At 73.2% G+C, this 21,264-nt stretch carries 21 protein-coding genes; 11 read left to right on the top strand and 10 right to left on the bottom strand.

Annotated elements, in window-relative coordinates; translation table 11 throughout:
- The first annotated feature begins 2 nt into the window (after positions 1-2).
- Genes EDF24_RS04240 through EDF24_RS04230 form a run of 3 tightly spaced genes read left to right on the top strand, consistent with a single transcriptional unit; the run spans position 3 to position 4,219 of the window.
- On the top strand, positions 3-1,886 hold the full coding sequence (locus tag EDF24_RS04240; protein WP_123701202.1) for a gamma-glutamyltransferase family protein: 1,884 nt from the start codon (positions 3-5) through the stop codon (positions 1,884-1,886).
- On the top strand, positions 1,870-3,486 hold the full coding sequence (locus tag EDF24_RS04235; protein ID WP_123701201.1) for an ABC transporter ATP-binding protein: 1,617 nt from the start codon (positions 1,870-1,872) through the stop codon (positions 3,484-3,486). The genes EDF24_RS04240 and EDF24_RS04235 overlap by 17 nt, the downstream gene beginning before the upstream one ends.
- A gap of 31 nt (positions 3,487-3,517) precedes the next feature.
- On the top strand, positions 3,518-4,219 hold the full coding sequence (locus EDF24_RS04230; protein WP_243698172.1) for a GntR family transcriptional regulator: 702 nt from the start codon (positions 3,518-3,520) through the stop codon (positions 4,217-4,219).
- Positions 4,220-4,225: 6 nt separating this feature from the next.
- Here EDF24_RS04230 and EDF24_RS04225 read toward each other — a convergent pair whose 3' ends face one another.
- Positions 4,226-4,996, bottom strand: a complete 771-nt coding sequence (locus tag EDF24_RS04225) for a helix-turn-helix domain-containing protein (protein ID WP_123701200.1) — start codon at positions 4,994-4,996, stop codon at positions 4,226-4,228.
- A gap of 77 nt (positions 4,997-5,073) precedes the next feature.
- On the opposite strand from EDF24_RS04225, the gene EDF24_RS04220 reads away from it, so the two are divergent.
- Positions 5,074-5,865 carry a sulfite exporter TauE/SafE family protein gene (locus EDF24_RS04220; protein WP_123701199.1) on the top strand — a complete coding sequence of 264 codons (792 nt, stop codon included), beginning with the start codon at positions 5,074-5,076 and terminating at the stop codon, positions 5,863-5,865.
- Between the two features lie 2 nt (positions 5,866-5,867).
- Here the strand turns inward: EDF24_RS04220 and EDF24_RS04215 are convergent, their stop codons facing one another.
- Entirely contained in the window at positions 5,868-6,911 is a 1,044-nt protein-coding gene (locus EDF24_RS04215) for an NAD(P)-dependent alcohol dehydrogenase (protein WP_123655365.1), read from the bottom strand.
- 123 nt (positions 6,912-7,034) lie between these two features.
- Positions 7,035-7,616, bottom strand: a complete 582-nt coding sequence (locus EDF24_RS04210) for a DUF805 domain-containing protein (RefSeq protein WP_123701198.1) — start codon at positions 7,614-7,616, stop codon at positions 7,035-7,037.
- 120 nt (positions 7,617-7,736) lie between these two features.
- Between EDF24_RS04210 and EDF24_RS04205 the strand changes: the two genes are divergently transcribed.
- Entirely contained in the window at positions 7,737-8,177 is a 441-nt protein-coding gene (locus EDF24_RS04205; RefSeq protein ID WP_123655363.1) for an OsmC family protein, read from the top strand.
- A gap of 100 nt (positions 8,178-8,277) precedes the next feature.
- Positions 8,278-8,535 (top strand): hypothetical protein, encoded by a 258-nt coding sequence (locus EDF24_RS04200; RefSeq protein ID WP_123701197.1) that lies wholly within the window; start codon positions 8,278-8,280, stop codon positions 8,533-8,535.
- Here the strand turns inward: EDF24_RS04200 and EDF24_RS04195 are convergent.
- Complete coding sequence (locus EDF24_RS04195; protein WP_123701196.1) at positions 8,513-9,217, bottom strand: hypothetical protein; 705 nt, start codon at positions 9,215-9,217, stop codon at positions 8,513-8,515. The genes EDF24_RS04200 and EDF24_RS04195 overlap by 23 nt on opposite strands.
- Before the next feature lie 70 nt (positions 9,218-9,287).
- Between EDF24_RS04195 and EDF24_RS04190 the strand changes: the two genes are divergently transcribed.
- Positions 9,288-10,805, top strand: a complete 1,518-nt coding sequence (locus EDF24_RS04190; RefSeq protein WP_123655360.1) for a threonine/serine exporter ThrE family protein — start codon at positions 9,288-9,290, stop codon at positions 10,803-10,805.
- Positions 10,806-10,813: 8 nt separating this feature from the next.
- On the opposite strand, the gene EDF24_RS04185 is transcribed toward EDF24_RS04190, so the two are convergent.
- Complete coding sequence (locus EDF24_RS04185) at positions 10,814-11,488, bottom strand: TetR/AcrR family transcriptional regulator (protein ID WP_123655359.1); 675 nt, start codon at positions 11,486-11,488, stop codon at positions 10,814-10,816.
- A 156-nt stretch (positions 11,489-11,644) separates the two neighbouring features.
- Between EDF24_RS04185 and EDF24_RS04180 the strand changes: the two genes are divergently transcribed.
- Genes EDF24_RS04180 through EDF24_RS04165 form a run of 4 tightly spaced genes read left to right on the top strand, consistent with a single transcriptional unit; the run spans position 11,645 to position 15,918 of the window.
- Positions 11,645-11,965, top strand: a complete 321-nt coding sequence (locus EDF24_RS04180; RefSeq protein ID WP_123655358.1) for a hypothetical protein — start codon at positions 11,645-11,647, stop codon at positions 11,963-11,965.
- A 51-nt stretch (positions 11,966-12,016) separates the two neighbouring features.
- Entirely contained in the window at positions 12,017-12,844 is an 828-nt protein-coding gene (locus EDF24_RS04175; RefSeq protein WP_123655357.1) for an ABC transporter ATP-binding protein, read from the top strand.
- Positions 12,841-13,815, top strand: coding sequence for an iron-siderophore ABC transporter substrate-binding protein (locus EDF24_RS04170; protein ID WP_123701195.1), 975 nt, complete (start codon positions 12,841-12,843; stop codon positions 13,813-13,815). The genes EDF24_RS04175 and EDF24_RS04170 overlap by 4 nt, the downstream gene beginning before the upstream one ends.
- A 3-nt stretch (positions 13,816-13,818) precedes the next feature.
- Positions 13,819-15,918 (top strand): iron ABC transporter permease, encoded by a 2,100-nt coding sequence (locus EDF24_RS04165; protein ID WP_260233347.1) that lies wholly within the window; start codon positions 13,819-13,821, stop codon positions 15,916-15,918.
- Positions 15,919-15,990: 72 nt separating this feature from the next.
- Here EDF24_RS04165 and EDF24_RS04160 read toward each other — a convergent pair whose 3' ends face one another.
- From EDF24_RS04160 to EDF24_RS04140, 5 genes are all read right to left on the bottom strand, one after another.
- The gene (locus EDF24_RS04160; protein WP_123701194.1) at positions 15,991-16,902 is read right to left on the bottom strand and encodes an SDR family oxidoreductase; all 912 of its coding nucleotides are present in this window, start codon (positions 16,900-16,902) and stop codon (positions 15,991-15,993) included.
- A gap of 100 nt (positions 16,903-17,002) precedes the next feature.
- Positions 17,003-17,935, bottom strand: a complete 933-nt coding sequence (locus EDF24_RS04155; protein WP_123701193.1) for a PfkB family carbohydrate kinase — start codon at positions 17,933-17,935, stop codon at positions 17,003-17,005.
- Positions 17,935-19,422 (bottom strand): cytosine permease, encoded by a 1,488-nt coding sequence (locus EDF24_RS04150; RefSeq protein ID WP_123701192.1) that lies wholly within the window; start codon positions 19,420-19,422, stop codon positions 17,935-17,937. Before EDF24_RS04150 ends, EDF24_RS04155 begins: the two co-directional genes overlap by 1 nt.
- A gap of 92 nt (positions 19,423-19,514) precedes the next feature.
- Positions 19,515-20,513 carry an ADP-ribosylglycohydrolase family protein gene (locus EDF24_RS04145; protein ID WP_123701191.1) on the bottom strand — a complete coding sequence of 333 codons (999 nt, stop codon included), beginning with the start codon at positions 20,511-20,513 and terminating at the stop codon, positions 19,515-19,517.
- Positions 20,510-21,232 (bottom strand): GntR family transcriptional regulator, encoded by a 723-nt coding sequence (locus tag EDF24_RS04140; RefSeq protein ID WP_123655351.1) that lies wholly within the window; start codon positions 21,230-21,232, stop codon positions 20,510-20,512. The genes EDF24_RS04145 and EDF24_RS04140 overlap by 4 nt, the downstream gene beginning before the upstream one ends.
- Between the last annotated feature and the right edge of the window lie 32 nt (positions 21,233-21,264).

Raw genomic sequence — 21,264 nt, 5'->3', positions numbered from 1 at the left:
GCATGAGCACCAACCCCGCGTTCGTCACCCCGAGTGCCGACACGACCCGCCCCGACCTCGCGGGCACCTTCGGGATGGCCGCGTCGACCCACTGGCTCGCCACGTCCACCGCCCAGGCCGTCCTGGAGCGCGGCGGGAACGCGTTCGACGCCGCCGTCGCGGGCGCCTTCGTCCTGCACGTCGTCGAACCGCACCTGAACGGCCCCGGCGGGGACATGACCGCGGTGTTCGCCACCGCCGAAGAGCAGGTCCCGACGGTCCTGACGGGCCAGGGCCCGGCACCGGCCGGCGCGACACCGTCGCACTTCCGCGCGGAGGGCCTCGACCTGGTCCCCGGTGCCGGTGCGCTCGCCGCCGCCGTCCCCGGAGCGGTCGACGCGTGGCTCCTCCTGCTCCGCGACCACGGCACGTGGGAACTCGGCGACGTGCTGTCCTTCGGCATCGGGTACGCCCGTGACGGCCACCCCGTCGCACCGCGCGTGGTCGCGACGATCGCGACGGTGCGGGGACTCTTCCAGGACCACTGGCCGTCCTCCGCGGACCGGTGGCTGCCGGGAGGCTCGGTGCCGGCCCCGGGGGACGTCATCCGGAACGAGAGGTGGGCATCAGTGCTCGACCGCCTCGTCGAGGCCGGCTCCGGTCGGCCCGACCGGGTGGCGCGGATCGACGCGGCTCGCGATGCGTGGGCCGAGGGGTTCGTCGCCGAGGCGATCGACCGATTCGTCCGGACACCGCACCGCCACGCGTCGGGCACCGACCACGCCGGCGTGATCCGCGCTGAGGACATGGCCGCGTTCCGGGCGTCGTACGAGCCGGCGACGACCGCCGAGTTCCGCGGTCGCACGATCGCGAAGACCGGGCCGTGGGGCCAGGGGCCGGCACTGCTGCAGACCCTGCGGCTGCTCGAGCCGCTCGACGACGCCCTGCTCGACCCGTCCACCGTCGCGGGAGCGCACACGATCGTCGAGGCGCAGAAGCTCGCGCTCGCCGACCGCGAGGTGTACTACGGCGACGGCGACGTCCCGATGGACGAGCTGCTCTCCGACGCCTACACGGACGCCCGTCGTGCGCTGATCGGTGAGCGCGCCTCGCACGACCTCCGACCGGGGTCGGTGTCCGTCGCGCCCGGCGAGCTCCCGCCGCTCCGCGAGACGTACACGCCCCGGGGCGAACCCGTCGCCGGCGTCGGCGAACCCACCGTGCCCGGTGCCCGCGGCGACGCCGTCGCCGTCCCCGCGGAGGACGATCCCCTGACCGAGGACCGCGGCGAGCCGATCGTGATGGAGACCGGCGAGACCCGTGGCGACACCTGCCACATCGACGTCGTCGACCGCTGGGGCAACATCGTCAGCGCGACACCGTCCGGTGGCTGGCTGCAGTCCTCGCCGACCATCCCCGAGCTCGGCTTCTGCCTCGGCACCCGCATGCAGATGACCTGGCTCGAGGAGGGCACCGCGTCGACGCTCCGCCCCGGTGAGCGCCCGCGCACCACGCTCACCCCGACGCTCGTGCTGCGCGACGGCGAGCCCGTCATGGCACTCGGGTCCCCGGGCGGCGACCAGCAGGACCAGTGGCAGCTGCTGTTCCTGCTCCGCACGATCGTCGGCGGGTACTCCCCGCAGCAGGCGATCGACGCACCCGCGCTGCACACCACGTCGTTCCCGGGGTCGTTCTGGCCCCGCACCTGGACCCCCGGCGGCGTCGTCGTCGAGGACCGGCTCGGCGACGACGTGATCGCAGGGCTCGAGGAGCTCGGCCACGTCGTCACCCGTGCGGGCGACTGGGCGCTCGGACGCCTGTCGTGCGTGACCCGCGACCCCGCCACCGGCGTGCTCGGTGCCGCCGCCAACCCGAGAGGAGCACAGGGCCATGCCACTGGACGCTGACCCCACGACCCCACTGCTGTCCGTCCGCGACCTCCGCGTCGCCTTCGGCGGCCGGGAGGTCCTGCACGGTGTCGACCTCGACGTCCGGCGCGGTGAGCGCGTCGCGATCGTCGGGCAGTCCGGCTCCGGCAAGTCGACGCTCATCGCCGCGGTGCTCCGCCTGCTCCCCGGCGCCGGCGCGATCACCGGCGGGTCGATCCGCCTCGGCGACCTCGACGTCGCGAACGCCGACGAGACCGCGATGCGCCGGGTGCGTGGTGGCCGGATCGGGCTCGTGCCGCAGGACCCGTCGACGAACCTCAACCCGGCGATGCGGGTCGGCGCGCAGATCGCCGACACGCTCCGCGCCGGCGGGGTCCGCGGTCGCGCGGCGATCCGGCAGCGGGTCGTCGCGCTGATGACCGAGGCCGGCATCCCGGAAGCGGAGCGCCGGGCGGACCAGTACCCGCACGAGTTCTCCGGCGGGATGCGGCAGCGCATCCTCATCGCGATCGCCCTCGCCCGGCAGCCGGAGCTCCTCATCGCGGACGAGCCGACCAGCGCGCTCGACGTGACGGTGCAGCGGCAGATCCTCGACCACCTGCAGACGCTCGTCGACCAGCACGGCACCACGCTGCTGTTCGTGACGCACGACCTCGGGGTCGCCGCGGACCGGACCGACCGGGTGATCGTGATGCTCGACGGCGAGATCGTCGAGCAGGGTTCCCCGGAGACGATCCTCCGGGACCCGCAGCACGAGTACACGAAGCGCCTCATCGCCGCCGCGCCCGCGCTCTCCGGCCTGCCCCCGGAGCCGACCGACCCCGGGGAGCCGGTCCTCGTCGTGACCGACCTCGTGAAGGAGTACCGGCTCCGGGGCCGTGGGGCGGGGACCCTGCGGGCGTCCGACGGCGTCTCGTTCTCGGTCCGGCGCGGCACCACGACCGCGGTGGTCGGGGAGTCCGGGTCCGGCAAGACGACGGTCGCGCGCATCCTGCTCGGGCTCGAGGCACCGACCTCCGGCACCGCGCTGGTGGACGGGGCGTCGATCGGGACCGCACGCGGGGCCGAGCGGCGGGCCATCCGCCGACGGGTGCAGCCGGTGTTCCAGGACCCCTACGGCTCGCTCGACCCGACGTCGACGATCGAGCGGATCATCGACGAGCCGCTCCGGGTGTTCGGCATCGGCGACCGCGCGGCACGCACCGAGCGGGTGGCGACGCTGCTCGACCAGGTCGCGCTGCCCCGCTCGGCCGCGCAGCTCCGCCCGAACGAGCTCTCCGGCGGCCAGCGACAGCGCGTCGCGATCGCCCGGGCGCTCGCGCTCGAACCCGAGGTGCTCATCCTCGACGAGGCGGTGTCCGCACTCGACGTCCTCGTGCAGGAGCAGATCCTCGCCCTGCTCGACGACCTGCAGGACCGGCTCGGGCTGAGCTACCTGTTCATCACCCACGATCTCGGGGTGGTCCGCCGGATCGCGGACGACGTCGTGGTGATGCGCCGGGGCAAGGTCGTCGAGCGGGGTTCGGTGGCCGAGGTCTTCGACGCACCGCAGGAGCAGTACACGCGCGACCTGCTCGACGCGATCCCCGGGCGGGCGCTCGCGGAGCAGACCGCGTGAGCGAAGGCCCGCCCGTGAGACGCTGGTGCACGTGCTGAACGGTGCCGGAGTCCTCGACGCGATCCGCCGCGACATCGTGGCGGGCGAGCTGACGCCCGGCACCCGGGTGACCGAGGCGTTCCTGGCGGAGCGCTACGGCGTCTCCCGGGTGCCGGTGCGCGAGGCGCTCCGAGGCCTCGAGGGCGAGGGCTTCGTCGTGTCGCGGCCGAACGCCGGATCCCGGATCGCGGCGATCCCGTTCGACGAGGCCGACGACCTCTTCGCCGTCCGGGAAGCGCTCGAGATCGCCACCGCCCGCCGCGCCGCCGCACGCGCCCGCACCCTGTTCGACGGCGATGCCCCGCCGGAGGACTGGTGGCGGGTCCGTCGGGAGCTCGGCGAGGTGCTCGACGCCGGGGACGGCGCCGTCGACCGCGGCGAACTCGCGCTCCTGGTCGGCCTCAACGACCGCTTCCACTTCCTCGTCGCGGAGCTGTCCGGCAGCGCGACGCTCGCGACCCTGCTCCGGCAGCTCTCCCGGAAGATCGAGTGGCTCTACGCGATGGACACGTCCTCGCGCGGGAAGCGCCTGTGGCCGGAGCACCGGCGGATCCTCGGGGCGATCGACGCCGGGGACGCCGAGGCCGCGGCGGAGCAGATGGGCTGGCACGTCCGCGAGAGCCGGATCGGCTACGTCGCGCGGTCCTCCCCCGACCGTGCCGCGGAACTGCGCGTGAACGGCCCGGCGGTCTGAGACGGCTCAGGCCTGGGCTGCGCGGCGGAACCGGGACGGCGGCGATCCGAAGGCCTTCGTGAACGCCGCCGTGAACGCTGCGGGTGAGGCGTACCCGAGTCCGCTCGCGACCTCCGTCACGGTCGCGTCGCGGAGCGCCGGGAGGCTCGCCAGCAGTCGGGCGCGCGTGCGCCACGCCGCGGGTCCCACGCCCAGGGCCGCGCGGAACCGCCGGTCGAGGGTGCGTTCGCTGACCGCGGCGCTGCGCGCCCAGTCCGCGTTCGTCACGTGCACGTCCGGGTCCGCCAGGTAGGCGCGGCAGAGGTCGCGGAGGGCGCCCGCCGTCGGCAGCGCCACGGTCAGCGGGAGCGGCGCGACACGCTGCAGTTCCTGCAGGGCGAGCCGCAGCACGGCGCCGTCCCGGCCGTGGGGGTCGTACTCGAGCGGCAGGTCGAACGCGGCGCGGAGGAGTTCCCGGAGGAGCGGACCGACCTCGACCACCGTGCAGGAGGTCGGCCACCACGGCACCGCGTCCGGCTCGACGTAGAGGCTCCACGTGGTGACGTCGAGCATCCGGACCTCGTGCTCGACGCCGGGCGGGATGAGCACCGCCCGGTCGGTCGGCACGGTCCACGAGCCCTCGTCCGTCTCGACGAGCATCACGCCGCTCGCCCCGTAGAGGACCTGCGCCCGCCGGTGCGCGTGCCGAGCGAGCAGGAAGTCGGGCGGGTACTCGGTCCCGATGGGCAGCACGTCGCGGGACAGGTGGTCGTGCTCCTCGACCCGGACGTTGCGCACGCACCGAGGCTAACGCTCGAAGGTCTCGGGCCGAACATCGATTGCTCGCCGTGACCCACGACCGGTGGACTGGACCCATGACGTTCCTCGTGCTCACGCTCATCGGCCTGCTCGTCGGTCTCACCACCGTGCTGTTCGGCTTCGGCGGCGGGTTCGTGACGGTGCCCGTCATCACGGTCGCGGACGCGGCGATGGGCGGGGACGCGGTCCGGGTCGCGACGGCGACCTCCGCGCTCGTGATGCTCGTCAACGCCGCGGTCGCGACGGCGTCCACGCGCCGGGACGTGCTCGCACGGCTCCGCGGCCGGACCGGGCTCTTCGTGCTGCTCGTGCTCGGCGGGGCGCTCGGAGCGGCGGCGGCGCGGTTCGCTCCGGACGGGCTGCTCCGCTGGGGCTTCGTCGTCTACGTCGGCGCGACGATCGTGGACCTGCTCGTCCGGCCGGGCTTCCTCCGACCCGACGCCCTGGGGCCCGGGAGCAGGCCGGGTGGCGCCAGCGTGCGGACGGTGCTGGGCCTCCCGGTCGGTGTGGTCGCGGCCTTCCTCGGGGTCGGCGGCAGCGTGATGACCGTCCCGATGCTGCGGCGGGCCGGGGGGACCATGTCGGTGGCGACCGCCCTGGCGAACCCGCTGACCCTGGCGATCGCCGCGCCGGCGGTCCTCGTCACGATGCTCGTGCACGGAGCCGTCCCGGCGTGCCCCGGGCTCGTCGGGGCCGTCGACGTGCCCGCCGCCGCGGCGCTCCTGCTCGGCGCGATGCCGGTGATCGTGGCGCTGCGGCGACGCCCGCCGCGCATCCCGGAGGCAGTGCACGCGTGGGGGTACGTGCTGCTCCTGGGTGCGGCGGGCGTCGCGGTCGCCGTGGGGTGAGGTCAGGCGGAGGGGACGACCACCGCGCGACCGGAGAGCTCCCCGGCCTCGAGCTTGCGGTACGCCTCGAGCGCGTCGTCGAGCGAGTAGCGCTCGATGTCCGGGACGATCTGCCCCGCGCGGTACATCGCGACGACCTCGTGCAGGTCCGCGATCGTGCCCCAGTACGTGTTCGTGATCGTCGACTCGTACGGCGTCGAGAAGAAGTTCCACTCCGTCGTGCCGCCCGCGATGCCGACCACCGTGAAACGCCCACCGACGGCCATCGACGCCTGCGCGGTCGTGATGGTCGGCGTCGCCCCGACGAAGTCGAACGCCGCGTCGACGCCCTTGCCGCCGGTGATCTCCCGGATCGCCGCGACCTGGTCCGGCCCGCCGGGCACCGTGATCGCACCGCGCTCGGCGGCGCGAGCCATCGCCTCGGGCTTCATGTCCGTCGCGATGACGGTCGCACCGGTGAGGGCGGTGAGGATCTGGACGGCGATCTGGCCGAGCCCGCCGAGCCCGACGACGAGGGCGTACTTGCCGCCACCCGCCAGGTTCGGCAGCGAGTTCTTGATCGCGTGGTACGGCGTGAGCGCGGCGTCGCTGAGGGGCGCGGCCGCGATCGGGTCGGCGTCGCCGAGCGGCACGAGGTTGCGCGCGGGGACCGTGACGTACTCCGCCATGCCGCCGTCACGGCCGAGACCGATGCCCATGTACGGGTTCGTCGCGGCGTTCTCGCAGTAGGTGTCCTGCCCCTTCGAGCAATAGCTGCAGTGGCCGCAGCCGACCGGCCCGTAGACCAGGTAGGCGTCGCCCTCGGTGAAGCCGGTGACCCCGTCGCCGACGGCCTCGACCCAGCCGGAGTTCTCGTGCCCGAGCGTGAAGGACGGGTCCTGCGCACCGGGCTGGCCGGCCTGGAACTCGCGGTAGACGGCGACGTCCGAGTGGCACGCGCCGGCACCGGCGACCTTGAGGAGCACCTCCCCCGGGCCGGGCGTGGGCTTGGGGACGTCCCGCAGGGACGGGAACGTCTGGTACTGCTCGAACACGACGGCGCGCATGGCTGCCTCTCCTCCGTTGACGGGTGTTGACGGGGTCTGAACGACCTGTCGGGGCGTCGTGGTGGGGCGCGCGGCGTCGCGATCGGATCGTCTCGATCCGGAAATCAAGACTACACCTGTTGCCTATCCGGCCGGAAGGCGTGCGGTCGGCTTGTAGGCGTCCCACAGGGTCCGGTCGAAGCGGGCGCCGCGAGCTCGGGGGCGGCTGCAGACCATGCCCGACACGACGAGCCACCCGAGCGGCCCGGTGAGGACCAGCAGCAGGACCCAGAGCCCGGTGTGGTCGCGGTCGTGCAGGCGTCGCACGAGCAGCGACCACCGCGGGACCGCGGTGACCGCGAGCCCGAGCAGCACGACGACGTCCCACGGGTTCGGCGCGACGCGGGACCCCTCGCCGTAGCCGAACTCGCCGCCGCGCGCCGGGTCGCCGAACAACGAGAAGTGCACGGACGGCGAGGGCACGATCCCGAAGGGGTCGGCGTAGGCGTCCCACCGCCACGGAGTCCCCATCCAGACCGGGAGCCCCACGAACACCGCGACGACGAGCAGCTCGACCGCCATCGGCCAGAAGAACTCGGAGCGGCTCGCCCGCCCGTGGAACCGCCAGCCCTGCATCCAGAACCGGACCAGGGCGATGACCGGCCCGGCGCCGCGGACCGCGCCGGGCGTGCGCACACGGGCACGGAACGTCGTTGCTTCCCCCATGCCCCGACCCTACCGAGACTGCGTCTTCGCCGAGAGCCGGTTGCGAGAACGTGCGTTCTCCGATTGACTCGGACACGTCGGCCCACCCCGTGGCCGAACCCCCACACGAAAGGAGCGGCCATGCCCACGCGCACCGCACGCACTGCTTGGAACGGCGGCCTGAACGACGGCTCTGGCCAGGTCGAACTCTCCAGCTCGAAGGTCGGCACGTACGACGTCTCCTTCCCGAAGCGCGCCGCCGAGGACGCCGGTGGCACCACCAGCCCCGAGGAGCTCATCGCCGCAGCCCACTCCGCCTGCTACGCGATGCAGTTCTCCGCGGTCCTCGGTGAGGCCGGCGGCACCGTCGAGGCCCTCGACGTCAAGGCCGACGTCTCCCTCGGCCCGGACAGCGCCGGCGGGTTCAAGCTCACCGGCATCGCCCTCACCGTGCACGGCGAGGTCTCCGGCATCGACGAGGCGACCTTCCTCAAGGCCGCCGAGGACGCCAAGGCGACCTGCCCGGTCAGCAAGGCACTCACCGGGGTCGAGATCACGCTCGACGCGACCTTCGAGCAGTAGACGTCACCACCAGATCGGACGGGAGGCGCGGTGCCAGCTGGCACCGCGCCTCCCGTCCGTCATTCGGTGCCCCCGTCCGCCACTCGGTACGCTGACAGCCATGACGGTCCGACCGCGCCGCGCCTGGACGCACGCGACCCTGTGGCTCGGCCTGCTGGCCCTGGTGGTCGGCGTGGTCGTCGCCGCGACCGCACCACCGGCGTCCTTCGGCTGGTTCGCGTACGCCCCGCTGTCGGACTACGCCTTCGTCGCGGGATCGACGAACTGGCACTTCTGGACGGGCGTCGCCGTCGCCGTCCTCGGGGCGGTCGTCGCCGCGTTCGCGGCGGGGCGCCTCACCGTCCGTCGGTCCCGATGAGTCGGGCGTCGGCGGCAGCGAGCGCCGCACGCATCCGCTCGGCCTCACCCTCGGCCCAACTGCCGGAACTCGCCAGCGGGAGCTCGGTCATGAAGCGGCGCAGGTGTTCGGGGTACGCCCGGACGACCCGGTCGGGGTCGTCGAGCACGGTCCGGTAGAGGTCCGGGCCGTCGGCGTAGAACAGGTCGGTGACGACCAGCCGGCCGTCGCGGCCCCGCATGACGTTCGCCGGGTTGTCGTCGAGCGGCCCCCACCACGGCTGCTCGACCGCACCGCGCGCGTGCACGGCCGCGATGTGCGCGGCGAGCGCCGCGACGTCGGGCATCCGCGCCGCGATCGACCGGTGGAACGCGGCAGCCTCAGCCTCCCGAACCGGTTCGAGGTGCTCCATCAGCGTGAGGTCACCGCCACCCTCGAGCACGCGGTGCCCCAGCAGGAGCGGGACCTGACCGGTGGTCGCGGCCGACCGGTAGAGCGCTGCGGAGTACGGCGCGGCCGGGTCGAACGGGCTGATCCTGGCGACGGAACGGCCGTCAGGCGAGCGGAGCGCCCACGCCCAGTCGCCCGTCCCGCAGCGCGTCCAGCCGGCGTCTCGGAGGAGACGGTCGGCATCGACGTGCGTCGCGCCCGCAGGCAGGTCGCCGACGACGGCGAGGTCCGGATCAGGAGACGACAGCGGCATGCGCACCAGGCTAGGCGACGCGTTCAGCGCGCACCCGGACTCGGCTGGAGGCGGCAGGCACAATGGGCTGATGGCCGACCCGCTCCACCCTGCTCCCCGGACGGGCCGCCCTCCTCGTCCCCCACACCGCGCACGTGCCCGCAGCGTCGCGCAGCACGACCTCCGGGACATCCGCGCACGCCTCCGCGGCACGATCTACGAGCACGTCGAACCGGACCGGCAGACGGCGGCGCAGTACACCGCTGCGCAGATCGTCGACTTCTGTCTCGACCTGGCCGAGGTGATGCTCGCATCGGGCGCGGACACCCGCAGCGTCGAGATCGCCCTGGTCGCCGTGGCCACGAAGTGGAACCTGGCTCCGCTGGAACTCGACTTCACGGGGAGCTCCGTGACGATCCAGTACGCGCCGTCGGATGCCCCGATGCTCGTCAAGATGCGCACGGTGCGCTCCGACGGCTCGGACCTGAACCGGCTGGCGTGGGCGAACCAGATCGTCGACGACGTCATCCACGACGAACGCGACATGACCTCGGCGGTGAGCGCGCTCGTCGCGGTGCTGCGGATGCCCTCCCGCTGGCCCACCTGGACGGCCGACGTCGGGTTGTCGATCCTCGGGACGTCGATCGCGATGCAGGCCGGCGGTGGATGGCGTGCCGGCGTCGGCGCGTTCGTGCTGATGCTCGGCATCATCGTCTCCGGGCGATGGCTGACCGGCCGCGGCTACCCGCAGTTCTTCGTCTCCGGGGCACAGGGCGCCGTGGCGTCGGCGCTCGGCACCCTGGCGATCGGCGTCGGGGTCCTGCACCCGGGCGGCGCGGCCACGATGGTCGCCGCCCTCGTCGTGCTGCTGCTCCCGCACCCGTCACTCGTGACGTGGGCGCAGGACGCGATCTCGGGGTTCCGGGCGATGGCCGTCGCGCGCGCCTTCTACATCGGGCTGATCATCGCGGCGATCGTCGTCGGGGTACCGGCCGGCATCGCGCTGACGAAGTGGCTCCACCTCGAGGTGGACCCGTCCGGCATCGTCACGCAGACGCTGCCGCTCTGGGCGTCGCTCTCGCTGACGGTGGTGTCGGCGGGGGCGAACTGCTTCGTGCAACAGGCGAGCGCCCGGGTCATCCCCGTCGCGGTGGTGTTCTCGGTCGCCGCGGGGGCAGCACTCTGGGGGCTGCGGCAGCTCGGGTTCCCGCTGCTCGGTGCGACGTTCGTCGCCGCGGTCCTGCTCGGCGTGCTCTCGACCTACGCGGCCGTGCGGATGCGGACCGCCGTCGCTGCGATCGCGGTGCCGGCGTTCTGCGGGGCACTGCTCCCCGGTGTCGCCGTGTCGAACGCGCTCCTGAACTTCATGTCCGGCACGTCGAGTGCGGCGCTCGACTTCGTCGCCGCGGTGTCGGTGGCACTCGCGATCGGCGCGGGGCTCGTGCTCGGCGGGCTCTTCGCGACGCCGGGTGCCCGACGTGCGCTCCGCCGGTCGCGCCGGGTGGTGGTGCACTCGGTCCACAACGACACGACGGCCATCCGCGTGATCCGCGACACCGGGTACGACCCGGGCAACGGGACGGTGCCGCGGCTCCCCCGCACGCCCTGAGCGCGTGGCTAGATGTCCCAGCCGTCGTCGGACCACGTGGACAGGCGACGAGCGGCCTGCGGCTCGTACCGCTCCATCCACCCGCGCTCGAGCCGCGCGACCGCACGGTCGAACGCCGGCACGAGGTCGAGGTCCGCGCGCAGCAGCGCCTGGAGCTGCAACCCCTCGTACAGCGCGATGAGCTGTTCGGCACCGCGGCGGGGTTCCATCGTGTGCGGCGCCCGCCCGACGGCGATGTCGTGCTCGAGCCCGCGCTTGATCTGGGAGAAGAAGAGCTGGTAGCGGGACCGGAGGTACGAGGACATCGGGTGCGCGGGGTTCCCCGAGACCGAGAGCAGCGCCACCAGGAGCCGCATCAGCGCCGGGTCCTCGGCGTTCGAGGCGACGATCGCGCGGAGCAGCTGCACGGTGCTGCCGTTGCCGACGACGCGCGTGACCTCGTCCATCCGTCCGCCGTTCCAGCGGTCGAGCGCGGCGAGCACGAGGCCGTCCCACGACGGGAAGTGCTGGCGGAGCTCGTGGACGGTGATGTCGAGGCGTTCGGCGACGGCCTCGGGCCGGGCCTCGTGGAAGGGCACGTCGTGGAGCAGGTCGACGGTCGCGCCGACGATCGTGATCCGCAGGTGCAGGGTCGCGGCTGCTGCCGCTGCTGCCGCGGTGTCCGCGCTGGTGTCCTCGAGCATCCTGCCCTCCGTCTGCGCACGTCCTGTCCGCAGGTTCATCCAAACGTGTCGAGCGGCGGAACAGAATCCCCGGTCCGGGTGTCGGCATGATGGGGGACACGGGCCCGGGGCCGGTCTTCCTGGCGTGTTCCCGGCATGGTGTGTGACGATGCGGCGATGACCCCGAACGACCCCACTGCGCAGGGACTGGCGACCATGGCGTCCGCCGGCTTCGAGTTCGGCGGTGACCCCGACCAGGTCGCGCACGACGTCCGGACGATGTGGGAGCAACTCGGTCGACCGCCGGGCGCGTTCGACGCCGCGGCCCAGGCGATCGCGGTGTTGCCGCAGCGGCCGGAGGTCCCGATCGCCGACCAGGCGCGGCGCCGGCAGCTCGAGCGCGCGTTCGGCATCAACCCCGTCGAGGTCGAACTGGCTGCTGCGCTGTCCGCGCGGGAGCTCCTCGAGCGTCTGGCCCGGAGCTGTTCCGTCGGGTAGATCTGCCGCACGTGTTGCGTGATGCAGGGTAGGTGAGGCTACCCTTACCGAGTGGTCGATCTCGATGCCCGTGCAGTCACGGTGGCGTACCAGGGCGAAGCCGTCGTGCACGGCGCGTCCCTCGAGCTCGTCGCCGGCCGTGTGACCGCGCTCGTCGGCCCGAACGGCTCGGGCAAGTCGACGCTGCTCCGGACGATCGCCCGGCTCCAGCCCGCGCGGTCCGGTTCGGTGGCGCTGCGCACCGACGACGACACCGTCGACGGGCTCGCCCTCTCCCCCAAGGCGTTCGCGAAGCAGGTCGCGCTCCTCACCCAGGGCCGACCGACCCCCGGCGGCCTGCGCATCCGTGACGTGGTGGCGTTCGGCCGGCACCCGTACCGGTCCCGGTTCGGCGGCACCGACCCCGACGGCGCCGCGGTCGTCGAGCACGCCCTCGACGTCACCGGGCTCAGCGACCTCGCCGACCGCCACGTCGACCAGCTCTCCGGTGGACAGCTGCAGCGCGTCTGGCTGGCGAGCTGCCTGGCGCAGCAGACCGGCGTGCTGCTCCTCGACGAACCGACCACGTACCTCGACCTCCGCTACCAGGTGGAGCTGCTCGACCTGATCCGCGACCTCGCCGACGAGCGCGGCATCGCCGTCGGTGTCGTCCTCCACGACCTCGACCAGGCCGCCGCCGTGGCGGACCGCGTCGTGCTCCTCGAAGCGGGTGTGGTCGTCGCCGACGGCACCCCGTCCGAGGTGTTCACGTCCGCGGGGCTCTCCGCCGTCTACGGCATCCGCATCGACGTCGACCACGACCCCTCGACCGGACGGCTGCGCACCCGCGCCGTCGGCCGGCACCACACCCGCACCGAAAGGCTCCACAGCAGCTCATGAAGCGTCTCCTCTCCGCCACCGCGATCGCGGCCACCGCCCTGATCGCCCTGACCGCTTGCGGGTCGACCCAGTCGGCGTCCGACGCGTCGTCCTCGGGCTCGAAGATCACCATCACCGACGCCACCGGCACGAAGGTGACGCTCGACGGCCCCGCGGAGAAGGTCGTCGGCACGGAGTGGAACGTGGTCGAGGACCTCGAGACCCTCGGTGTCGCCCCCGTCGGCGTCGCGGACGTCAAGGGCTACGGGAACTACGACTCCGCCGTCCCGCTCACCGGTGACCCGAAGGACATCGGCACGCGCGGTGAGCCGAGCACCGACACCATCGCCGCCCTCGCGCCGGACCTCATCGTCGCGACGAACGACCTCAAGGTGTCGGTCGTCAAGCAGCTCCGGAAGATCGCCCCGACGATCGTCGTCGCCTCCGCGGACGGCAAGGACCAGCTCGGCACCATGCAGGACACGCTCGACATGATCGCGAAGGCGACGGGGACCGCCGCCGAGGCGAAGACCGTCTGGTCCGGGTTCGAGGACAAGCTCGCCGCGGGCAAGAAGGAGCTCGCCGACGCGGGCAAGGCCGGCACGTCGGTCGCGATGGCCGACGGGTACGAGCTCTCGAACCAGGTCACGATCCGTCCGTACACGTCGACCTCGGCACTCGGGACCGTGAACGAGCGACTCGGGCTCGAGAACGCCTGGGACGTCGACGGTGACGCCGCGTACGGCCTCGGGTCGACCGACGTCGAGGGCCTGACGAAGCTCGGCGCCGACACGCAGTTCCTCTACATCGCGAACAAGGCCGACGGCAACGACGTGTTCGCCGACTCGCTCGCGTCGAACGACGTCTGGAAGTCGCTGCCCTTCGTCGAGGCCGGCAACGTGCACCGCCTCACCGACGGCATCTGGATGTTCGGCGGCCCCGGTTCCATGGAGGCGTACATCGACGCCACCGTCGCCGCGATCACGAAGTAACGGGTGATCGACACCCTGGCACCCGAGCGGGCCGACCGGCGTCCCGACGTCGGTCGGCCCGCCGGCCGTGGGCGGCGCGTCTCCCTCGGCCTCGGCGTGCTCCTCACCGGTGTCGTCGTGGTCGTCCTCCTCGCCGCGATCGACGTCACGCAGGGAACGGCCCACGTCGGGGCCGCCGCGGTCTGGAAGGCGATCACCGGGCAGGCGGACGGCACCGACGCGTCGGTCGTCATCGCGTCCCGGCTGCCGCGCATGGTCGCGGGTCTCCTCGTCGGTGCGTCGCTCGGGATCGCGGGCGCGGCGATGCAGGCCGTCACCCGGAACGTCCTCGCGGCGCCGGACACCCTCGCCGTGAACGCCGGCGCCTACCTCGCGCTCGGGGTCGCCACCGTCTCCGGTGTGGGCTTCGGCGTCCTCGCGCAGTCCGGCATCGCCTTCGCCGGCGGACTCGGGGCGGCTGCGCTCGTCCTCGCGCTGTCCGGGCTGGGCAACGGGACCGTGCGCCTGGTGCTGGCGGGCTCCGCGCTCGCGCTCGGGCTCGGTGCGGTCACGAACGCCCTCATCCTGCTGTTCCCCCAGCAGACGCAGGGCATGTACGCGTGGAGCCAGGGTGGCATCGCGCAGAACGGGTTCGCCGGTGTCGCGCAGATGCTGCCGTTCCTGGTGGTCGGCGTCGTGGGCTTCGTCCTGGTGTCCCGACGTGTCGACGCCCTGGCGCTCGGCGACGACGCGGCGCGGGGACTCGGTGTCCCGGTCCGCGGCACCCGGGTCGTCGCGATCGTCCTCGCGGTCCTGCTCTCCGCCGCTGCCGTCACGATCGCCGGCCCGATCGGCTTCGTCGGCCTCTGCGCACCGGCGCTCGTCCGTCCCCTCGCCCGCCGCTTCCCGACCATGCACCGCTCGTGGGCGGCGTTCCCGGTCGCGGGGCTCGTCGGCGCGGGCATCGTGCTGGCGTCGGACGTGCTGCTCCGCGCGTTCGTCACCGGTGACACCGCCACGGCCGTCCCCACCGGGATCGTGACGAGCGTCGTCGGCGCGGTGTTCCTCGTCGTGATGGCGATCCGCACCCGCGACTCGGGCCAGACGGGTCAGCTCGAGGGGTCCCGGGTCCCCGGCCGCTGGACGGTGCTCGTCGTGACGCTGTCCCTGGCCGCGGTGCTCGTCGGGGTGGTGATCGCGTCCGTGCTCCTCGGGGACGCGAAGCTGCTGCTCGGCGACGTGACGAACTGGCTGACCGGCCGGGCGAACCAGGCGATCTCGTTCATCCTGGACACCCGGGTGCCGCGGGTCCTCGCCGCGCTCCTCGCCGGCGCGGCGCTCGCACTCGCCGGCACGATCGTGCAGGCCGTCACCCGGAACCCCCTCGCCGATCCCGGAGTCCTCGGTGTCTCGAGCGGAGCGGGACTCGGCGCGGTCGTGATGGTGACCGCGCTGCCGGTGGTGGGCTCCTGGACGATGGCCGGCGGTGCGTTCCTCGGTGCGACCCTGGCGGCGGCGATCGTCTTCGGCCTCTCCGCTCGCGGCGGGTTCCGGCAGGACCGGCTGGTGCTCGTCGGGATCGGTGTCTCGTCCGGCCTCACCGCGATGATCAGCCTGGTCATCGTGCTCACGGACCCGTTCAACGCGACGAAGGCGCTGACCTGGCTGTCCGGTTCGACCTACGGTCGCACGTGGTCGGACTGCGTGCCGGTGGCGGTCGTCCTCGTGCTGGCGCTCGTCGCGGTCATCGCCCGCCGTCGGGAGCTCGACCTGGTGTCCCTGGACGAGGACATCCCGCGACTCCTCGGCGTCCGGCTGTCCCGTGCCCGCCTCGGCTTCCTCGCCGTGTCGGTGGTGCTCACCGCGACGGCGATCGCCGCCGTCGGGACGATCGGATTCGTCGGGCTCGTCGCACCGCACGCGGCCCGGGCGCTCGTCGGCCGGAAGCACGCGGCCGTGGTCCCGGTCGCCGTGATGCTCGGCGCGGTGCTCGTGTGCGCCGGCGACGTCGTCGGCCGCACGGTCATCGCGCCCGCCCAGCTCGGCGCCGGCATCCTGACGGCCGCGATCGGCACGCCGTACTTCATCTGGCTGCTGGTCCGCACGCCGCGCACCGCGCGCTGAGCACCGCGCACCTCGCACGGTGCGAGCCCCCGACGCACGGCGCGCGCGGAGCAAGCGTGCCCGAGCGGCGCGCTACGGCGTCGGCATGCCGCCGTCGACGTGCAGCGTCTCGCCGACGACGTACGACGACTCGCCACTGGCGAGGAACACGTACGCCGGCGCGAGCTCGGCGGGCTGGCCCCAGCGGCCGAGGTAGGTCTGCTCCCCGGCGGACGGCAGCGCCTCCGGCGGCTGACCACCGGCCGGCTGCAGCGGCGTCCAGATCGGCCCGGGGGCGACCGCGTTGACGCGGATGCCCTTCGGCGCGAGCTGGGCCGCGAGCCCCTTCGCCAGGTTGTTCACGGTCGCCTTCGTGGCCGCGTAGTGCACCAGGTGCGGCGACGGCGCGTACGCCTGGATCGAGGTCGTGTTGATGATCGTCGAGCCCGGCTGCAGGTGCGGCACCGCGGCCTTGGTGATCCGGAACGTCGCGTAGGCGTTCGTCTTGAAGGTCTCGTCGAACTCCTCGTCGGAGATGTCCACGATCGAGGAGACGTTCTGCTGCTTGCCGGCGTTGTTCACGAGGATGTCGAGCCCGCCGAGCTCGCGGACGGCGGTCGCGACGAGCTCCTCGCAGAACTCGAGCGAGGTGATGTCACCGGGGATCGCGACGGCCTTGCGTCCGGCCGCCTCGATCAGGGAGACGATCCGGTCGGCGTCCTCCTGCTCCTCGGGCAGGTAGCCGATGGCGACGTCGGCACCCTCGCGGGCGTAGGCGATCGCCACGGCGGCCCCGATGCCGGAGTCGCCGCCGGTCACGAGCGCCTTGCGGCCCGCGAGTCGGCCGGAGCCGCGGTAGGTGTCCTCACCGTGGTCGGCAGGCACGTTCTGCGCCATCTCCGCGTCCGTCCCGGCACCCTCGAGGTACTGCTCGTCGGGCTGCTTGTCGGCGTAGAGCTTCGTCGGGTCCTGCATCGTGTACTGGTCGATCTGCTGGTCCGTCATGCCCTCGACGGTACGCAGGGCGTCCCCCGGTTGCGTTCAGGAGACTGTCCCCCTGCACACAGCCCGGACGGGAGGCTCGGCACCGGTCCGACGAGCCGGTCTACGCCGGGTGGGCGGCCAGGAACGCGTCCGTCTCGGCCCGCGTGGGCGCCGTCGCGGGACCGAGACGGGACACCGCGATCGCAGCGGCGGCGTTCGCCCGGCGGACCGCGTCGACGAGGCCCGCGCCCCGGGTGAGCGCCGCGACGAGCACACCGCCGTGCGCGTCCCCGGCACCGTTCGTGTCGACGGCCGCGACGGCGAAGCCCGGAACCAGGACCGGGCCGTCGGACAGCGACGGGTCCGCGACCCAGCACCCGGCCCCGCCGTCACGGACCAGCGCCGTGCCCCGCGCACCCGCGGCCACGGCGGCGACCGCCTGCCGGAGGTCGGCCGACGTCGGGGACATGAGCCGGGCCTCCCGGGCGTTCGTGGAGACGACGTCCGCACGCGCCGTCACGGGCGCGACCACGGACGGATCCAGCGTCGCGACCAGGGGCGACGGGTCGAACACGACCCGCACCGATGCCGGGACCGTCCCGATCCACGCGGCGATCGCGGCACCGTTGACCGGGTGGGCGAGCCCGTAGCCGGAGACGAAGACGGTGTCGTCCTCGCGGAGGTCGATGCGGGCGAGCTCGGCCGGGCCGAGCCGTCCCTCGGCGCCGACGGACGTGACGAAGGTGCGCTCGGTGGAGGCGTCGACGAGCGCCACGCAGTAGCCGCTGTCGACGTCGTCGATCCCGGGCTGCAGCACCTCGACGTCCGCGTCCGCCAGGGCTCGTCGCACGACGTCGCCGAACGGACCGGTGCCGTACTGGCCGGCGAACACGACCTCGAGGCCGTCGCGCCGGGCCGCGACCATCGTGTTGAGCCCGCCGCCCGCGGTGATGTCCGACGACGATGCGAGCACGTCACCCCCGGGCTCCGGCAGCTCCCCGATGCGCATCACGATGTCGACGATGACGTTGCCGACGGAGACGAGCCGCGGCATCAGGCGCGCTCCGCGACCGGCATCGGCGCGGACTCGTCGGCCGGCTCGTGGAGCGTGCCCTTCGGTCCGCCGGTCAGGACGTAGGCCGCTGCGGCGACGATGAACGTGACGATCCAGCCGAGGCCGTTCGCGCCGATCCAGGTGTGCGAGAACGAGCCGACGAACACCGGGTCGGCGTCCCCGACCTGCACGCTCGTGAACAGGAACCCGACCACGATCGCGACGGCCCAGGCGATGACCGCGCGCCAGGCGATGCCGCCGGAGTACCAGTAGCGACCCCCGGCGCGCAGGTCGAGGAGCGCGACCGGGTCGTACCAGGTGCGCCGCACGATGTCGGCGATGAAGACGCCGAGCCAGGCGGTGATCGGCACGGCGAGGACGGAGATGAACGTGATGAACGGCGCGTAGAAGCCGTCGGCCACGAGCATGAAGTACATGGCGCCGAGGAACGTCACGACCACGTCGACCGTGACCGCCCACACCCGGGGCACCTTGATGCCGAGGGTCAGCGTGGTGAGGCTGGCGGAGTACACGGAGAGGTGGTTGGAGAGCAGCAGGCCGCCGAACGCGGCGATCAGGTACGGGATCGCCATCCAGCTCGGCAGCAGGTCACGGATCGCGGCGACCGGGTCACCGGCCTGCGCGAGGGTCGGGTCGCCGGCGGAGACGAGCGCTCCGAGGCCGACCAGGAGCACGAGCGGGATGCCCGCGCCGGCGGCACTTGCGGCGACGAGCTTCGACGCCCGCACGCTGGTCTTCGTGTAGCGGGCGATGTCGGCACCGGCGGTCGCCCAGCCGATCCCGGTCCCGGCGGCGATCGTGCCGATGCCGATGGCCATCGCGGCGAAGGGGCCGGCGGGAGCGCTGCCGACGACGTGCCAGTCGACGCGGAGGACCAGGAACACGGCGACGAACACGTTGAGCGCGCCGAAGACCCACGTCGCCCACTTCTGTACGGCGACGATGAAGGCGTGACCGAGCCCCGAGATGAGCACCGTGGCGATCACGAACACCAGGATCGCGACGACCGTCAGGAGCGGCTCGTGCTTCGCGTCGCCGTCCGTCCCGAAGAGGATGGTGAACAGGGACAGCAGCACGAACGCCGCCGTCGTGGTGTTCACGGTCTCCCAGCCCAGTCGGGACAGCAGCGAGACGAACGTCGGGCCGATGTTGCCGCGGACGCCGAACACCGCGCGGCTCAGCGTCAGGCCGGGAGCACCACCACGACGACCCGCGATCGAGATCACCCCGACGAGCGCGAACGACCCGGCCGCACCGACCACCGCGACGACGAGCGCCTGCCAGATGTTGAGGTGCTGGAACGCCACCAGGGTCGCGCCGAGGGGCAGCCCGAGGATCGAGATGTTCGCTGCGAACCACACCCAGAACAGCGCGCCGGAGCTGCCGGTGCGCTCGGCGGCGGGCACGGGTTCGATCCCGCGTTGCTCGATGCTGGTCAGGGTGCCGGAGGCGGGACGGTCGGTCATGGTTCCTCTTACGTCGTCGGAAGGGCTTCGGGGGGGGGGGACCGGGCGGTGGCTCGTGGGGGATGCCACCGACCGGGGCTGTGGGGGCGTGGCTAGTGCGTGCCGCGCAGTGCGAGGAGGGGTGCGACGACGTCCGCGAACCGGATGTCGTTCACGCGTTCGACCCGTTCGGCGGCCCCGTCGGGCCACGCGGACGGCCCGTGCACGGCGCCGAGCACCGCACCGGCCATCGCGGCGATCGTGTCGGTGTCGCCGCCGGTGCTCGCGGCGGTGCAGAGCGTCTCCCACGGGTCGAGGCCGAGCGAGACGAGGGCGAGCGCTGCCACCACCGACTCCTGGCTGGCGACGCTGGTGCCGATGACGCCGTCGATCACGTCGATGCGGTCGGCTGCCGGCACGGTCGGCAGGTACCCGCGCGCCCATGCGGTCTTGTCGGCGATCGAGGCGCCGGCGATCCAGTGCCCGCGGTGTTCCCCGATGCGGGCGGCGGCCACGGCGACGTCGAGTGCCTCGTCGCGGGTCGCGCCGTCGACGCCGGCGCTCACGGCGGCCGCGATCGCCGCGGCACCACCGATGCCGAGCCCGGTGTCGTGGGTGACCCGGGACGCGTCCTGCACGGCGTCGACGAGCGCGTCGAGGTCGTCGGCACGCGTGCTGATGCCGACCGGGGTGATCCGCATCGCGGCACCGTTCGTCGTGCCGGTCGACCCGGCCTCGGACGCGGGGACGCCGTCCAGGATGCGCTGCACCGCGGTCTTCGTGCTCGGCCCGAGCAGGTCGAGCGACCCCTTCGCCGCCATCCCGCGCTCCCAGTCGATGAGCGCCTCGGCGAAGCGGGTCGGGTCGAGCCGTCCGTCGCCCTCGACCAGGAGCCGTGCGACGAGGACGGCCTGCTCGGTGTCGTCGGTGATGCTCGCGGCGGGCATGCCGTGCGCGATCCGCTGGTGGGGGCCCGCGTCGACGAACCCGGCGATGCGCCCGTGGTCCTCGCGGATCTCGCGGAGGGACATCGACTGCGTCGGCATGCCGAGGGCGTCCCCGATGGCGAGCCCCCGGAAGGCGGCGAGGGCGTGGTCGTGCTGCGCGGTCATCGTGCGTCCTGTCCGGTGGTGCTCTGGAACCGCATGTGGATGCGGAAGCGCTCGGGGTCGAGGAGGCTGTCGACCGCCTCGACGAACGCCCCGCTCGCGGTACGGGACACCCGGCGGCTGTGCAGGAACGGGGTGCCCGGGGTGCGGTCGAGCACCGCGGCCTCGGCGTCGTCGAGCGGCCGGACGTCGATCCACTGCTCGGCACGGACCGGGACGAGCCCGGCCGCCTCGATCGTGGCGCTGAGGGATCCGTCCACCAGGCCGTCCTCGACCGCGCGGTCGAGCCGGCCGATCCGCGGGACGATGCTGCGCTCGTAGGACACGTGCGGGCCGTCCACGACCGAGCGCACCCGGTCGACCGCGACGAGCTCCGGGTCCGCGCCGACCACGCCGGCGAGCTCGGCGTCCGTGACCCGTTCGATCCGGAGGGTGCGCGCGACGACCTCGGCGCCGCTGCCGGCGATCGAGCGCGCCCAGCCGGCTCGGGGGTCGAGCGCTGCGCCGTCGAAGGTCACGACCGAGCCGATGCCGCCGTGGGTGGCGATGTACTCGTCGTCGGCGAGGTCGGCCAGTGCCGCACGCACCGTCCCTCGACTGACGGCGAACCGTTCGGCGAGCTCGTGCTCGCCGGGGAGGCGTTCCCCGGAAACGTACCGACCCGTCGCGATCGCGTCGCGGAGGGCTTCGGCGACGAGACGTCGCTTCGATGAGACGGGCATGGCAGCGATGGTACATGTACAAGACCTGTCCA

It is taken from the genome of Curtobacterium sp. PhB130 (assembly GCF_003755165.1).
GTDB lineage: Bacteria > Actinomycetota > Actinomycetes > Actinomycetales > Microbacteriaceae > Curtobacterium.
The sequence above is the reverse complement of the archived record's forward strand: the minus strand, read 5'-3'. Positions and strand labels throughout refer to the sequence as shown.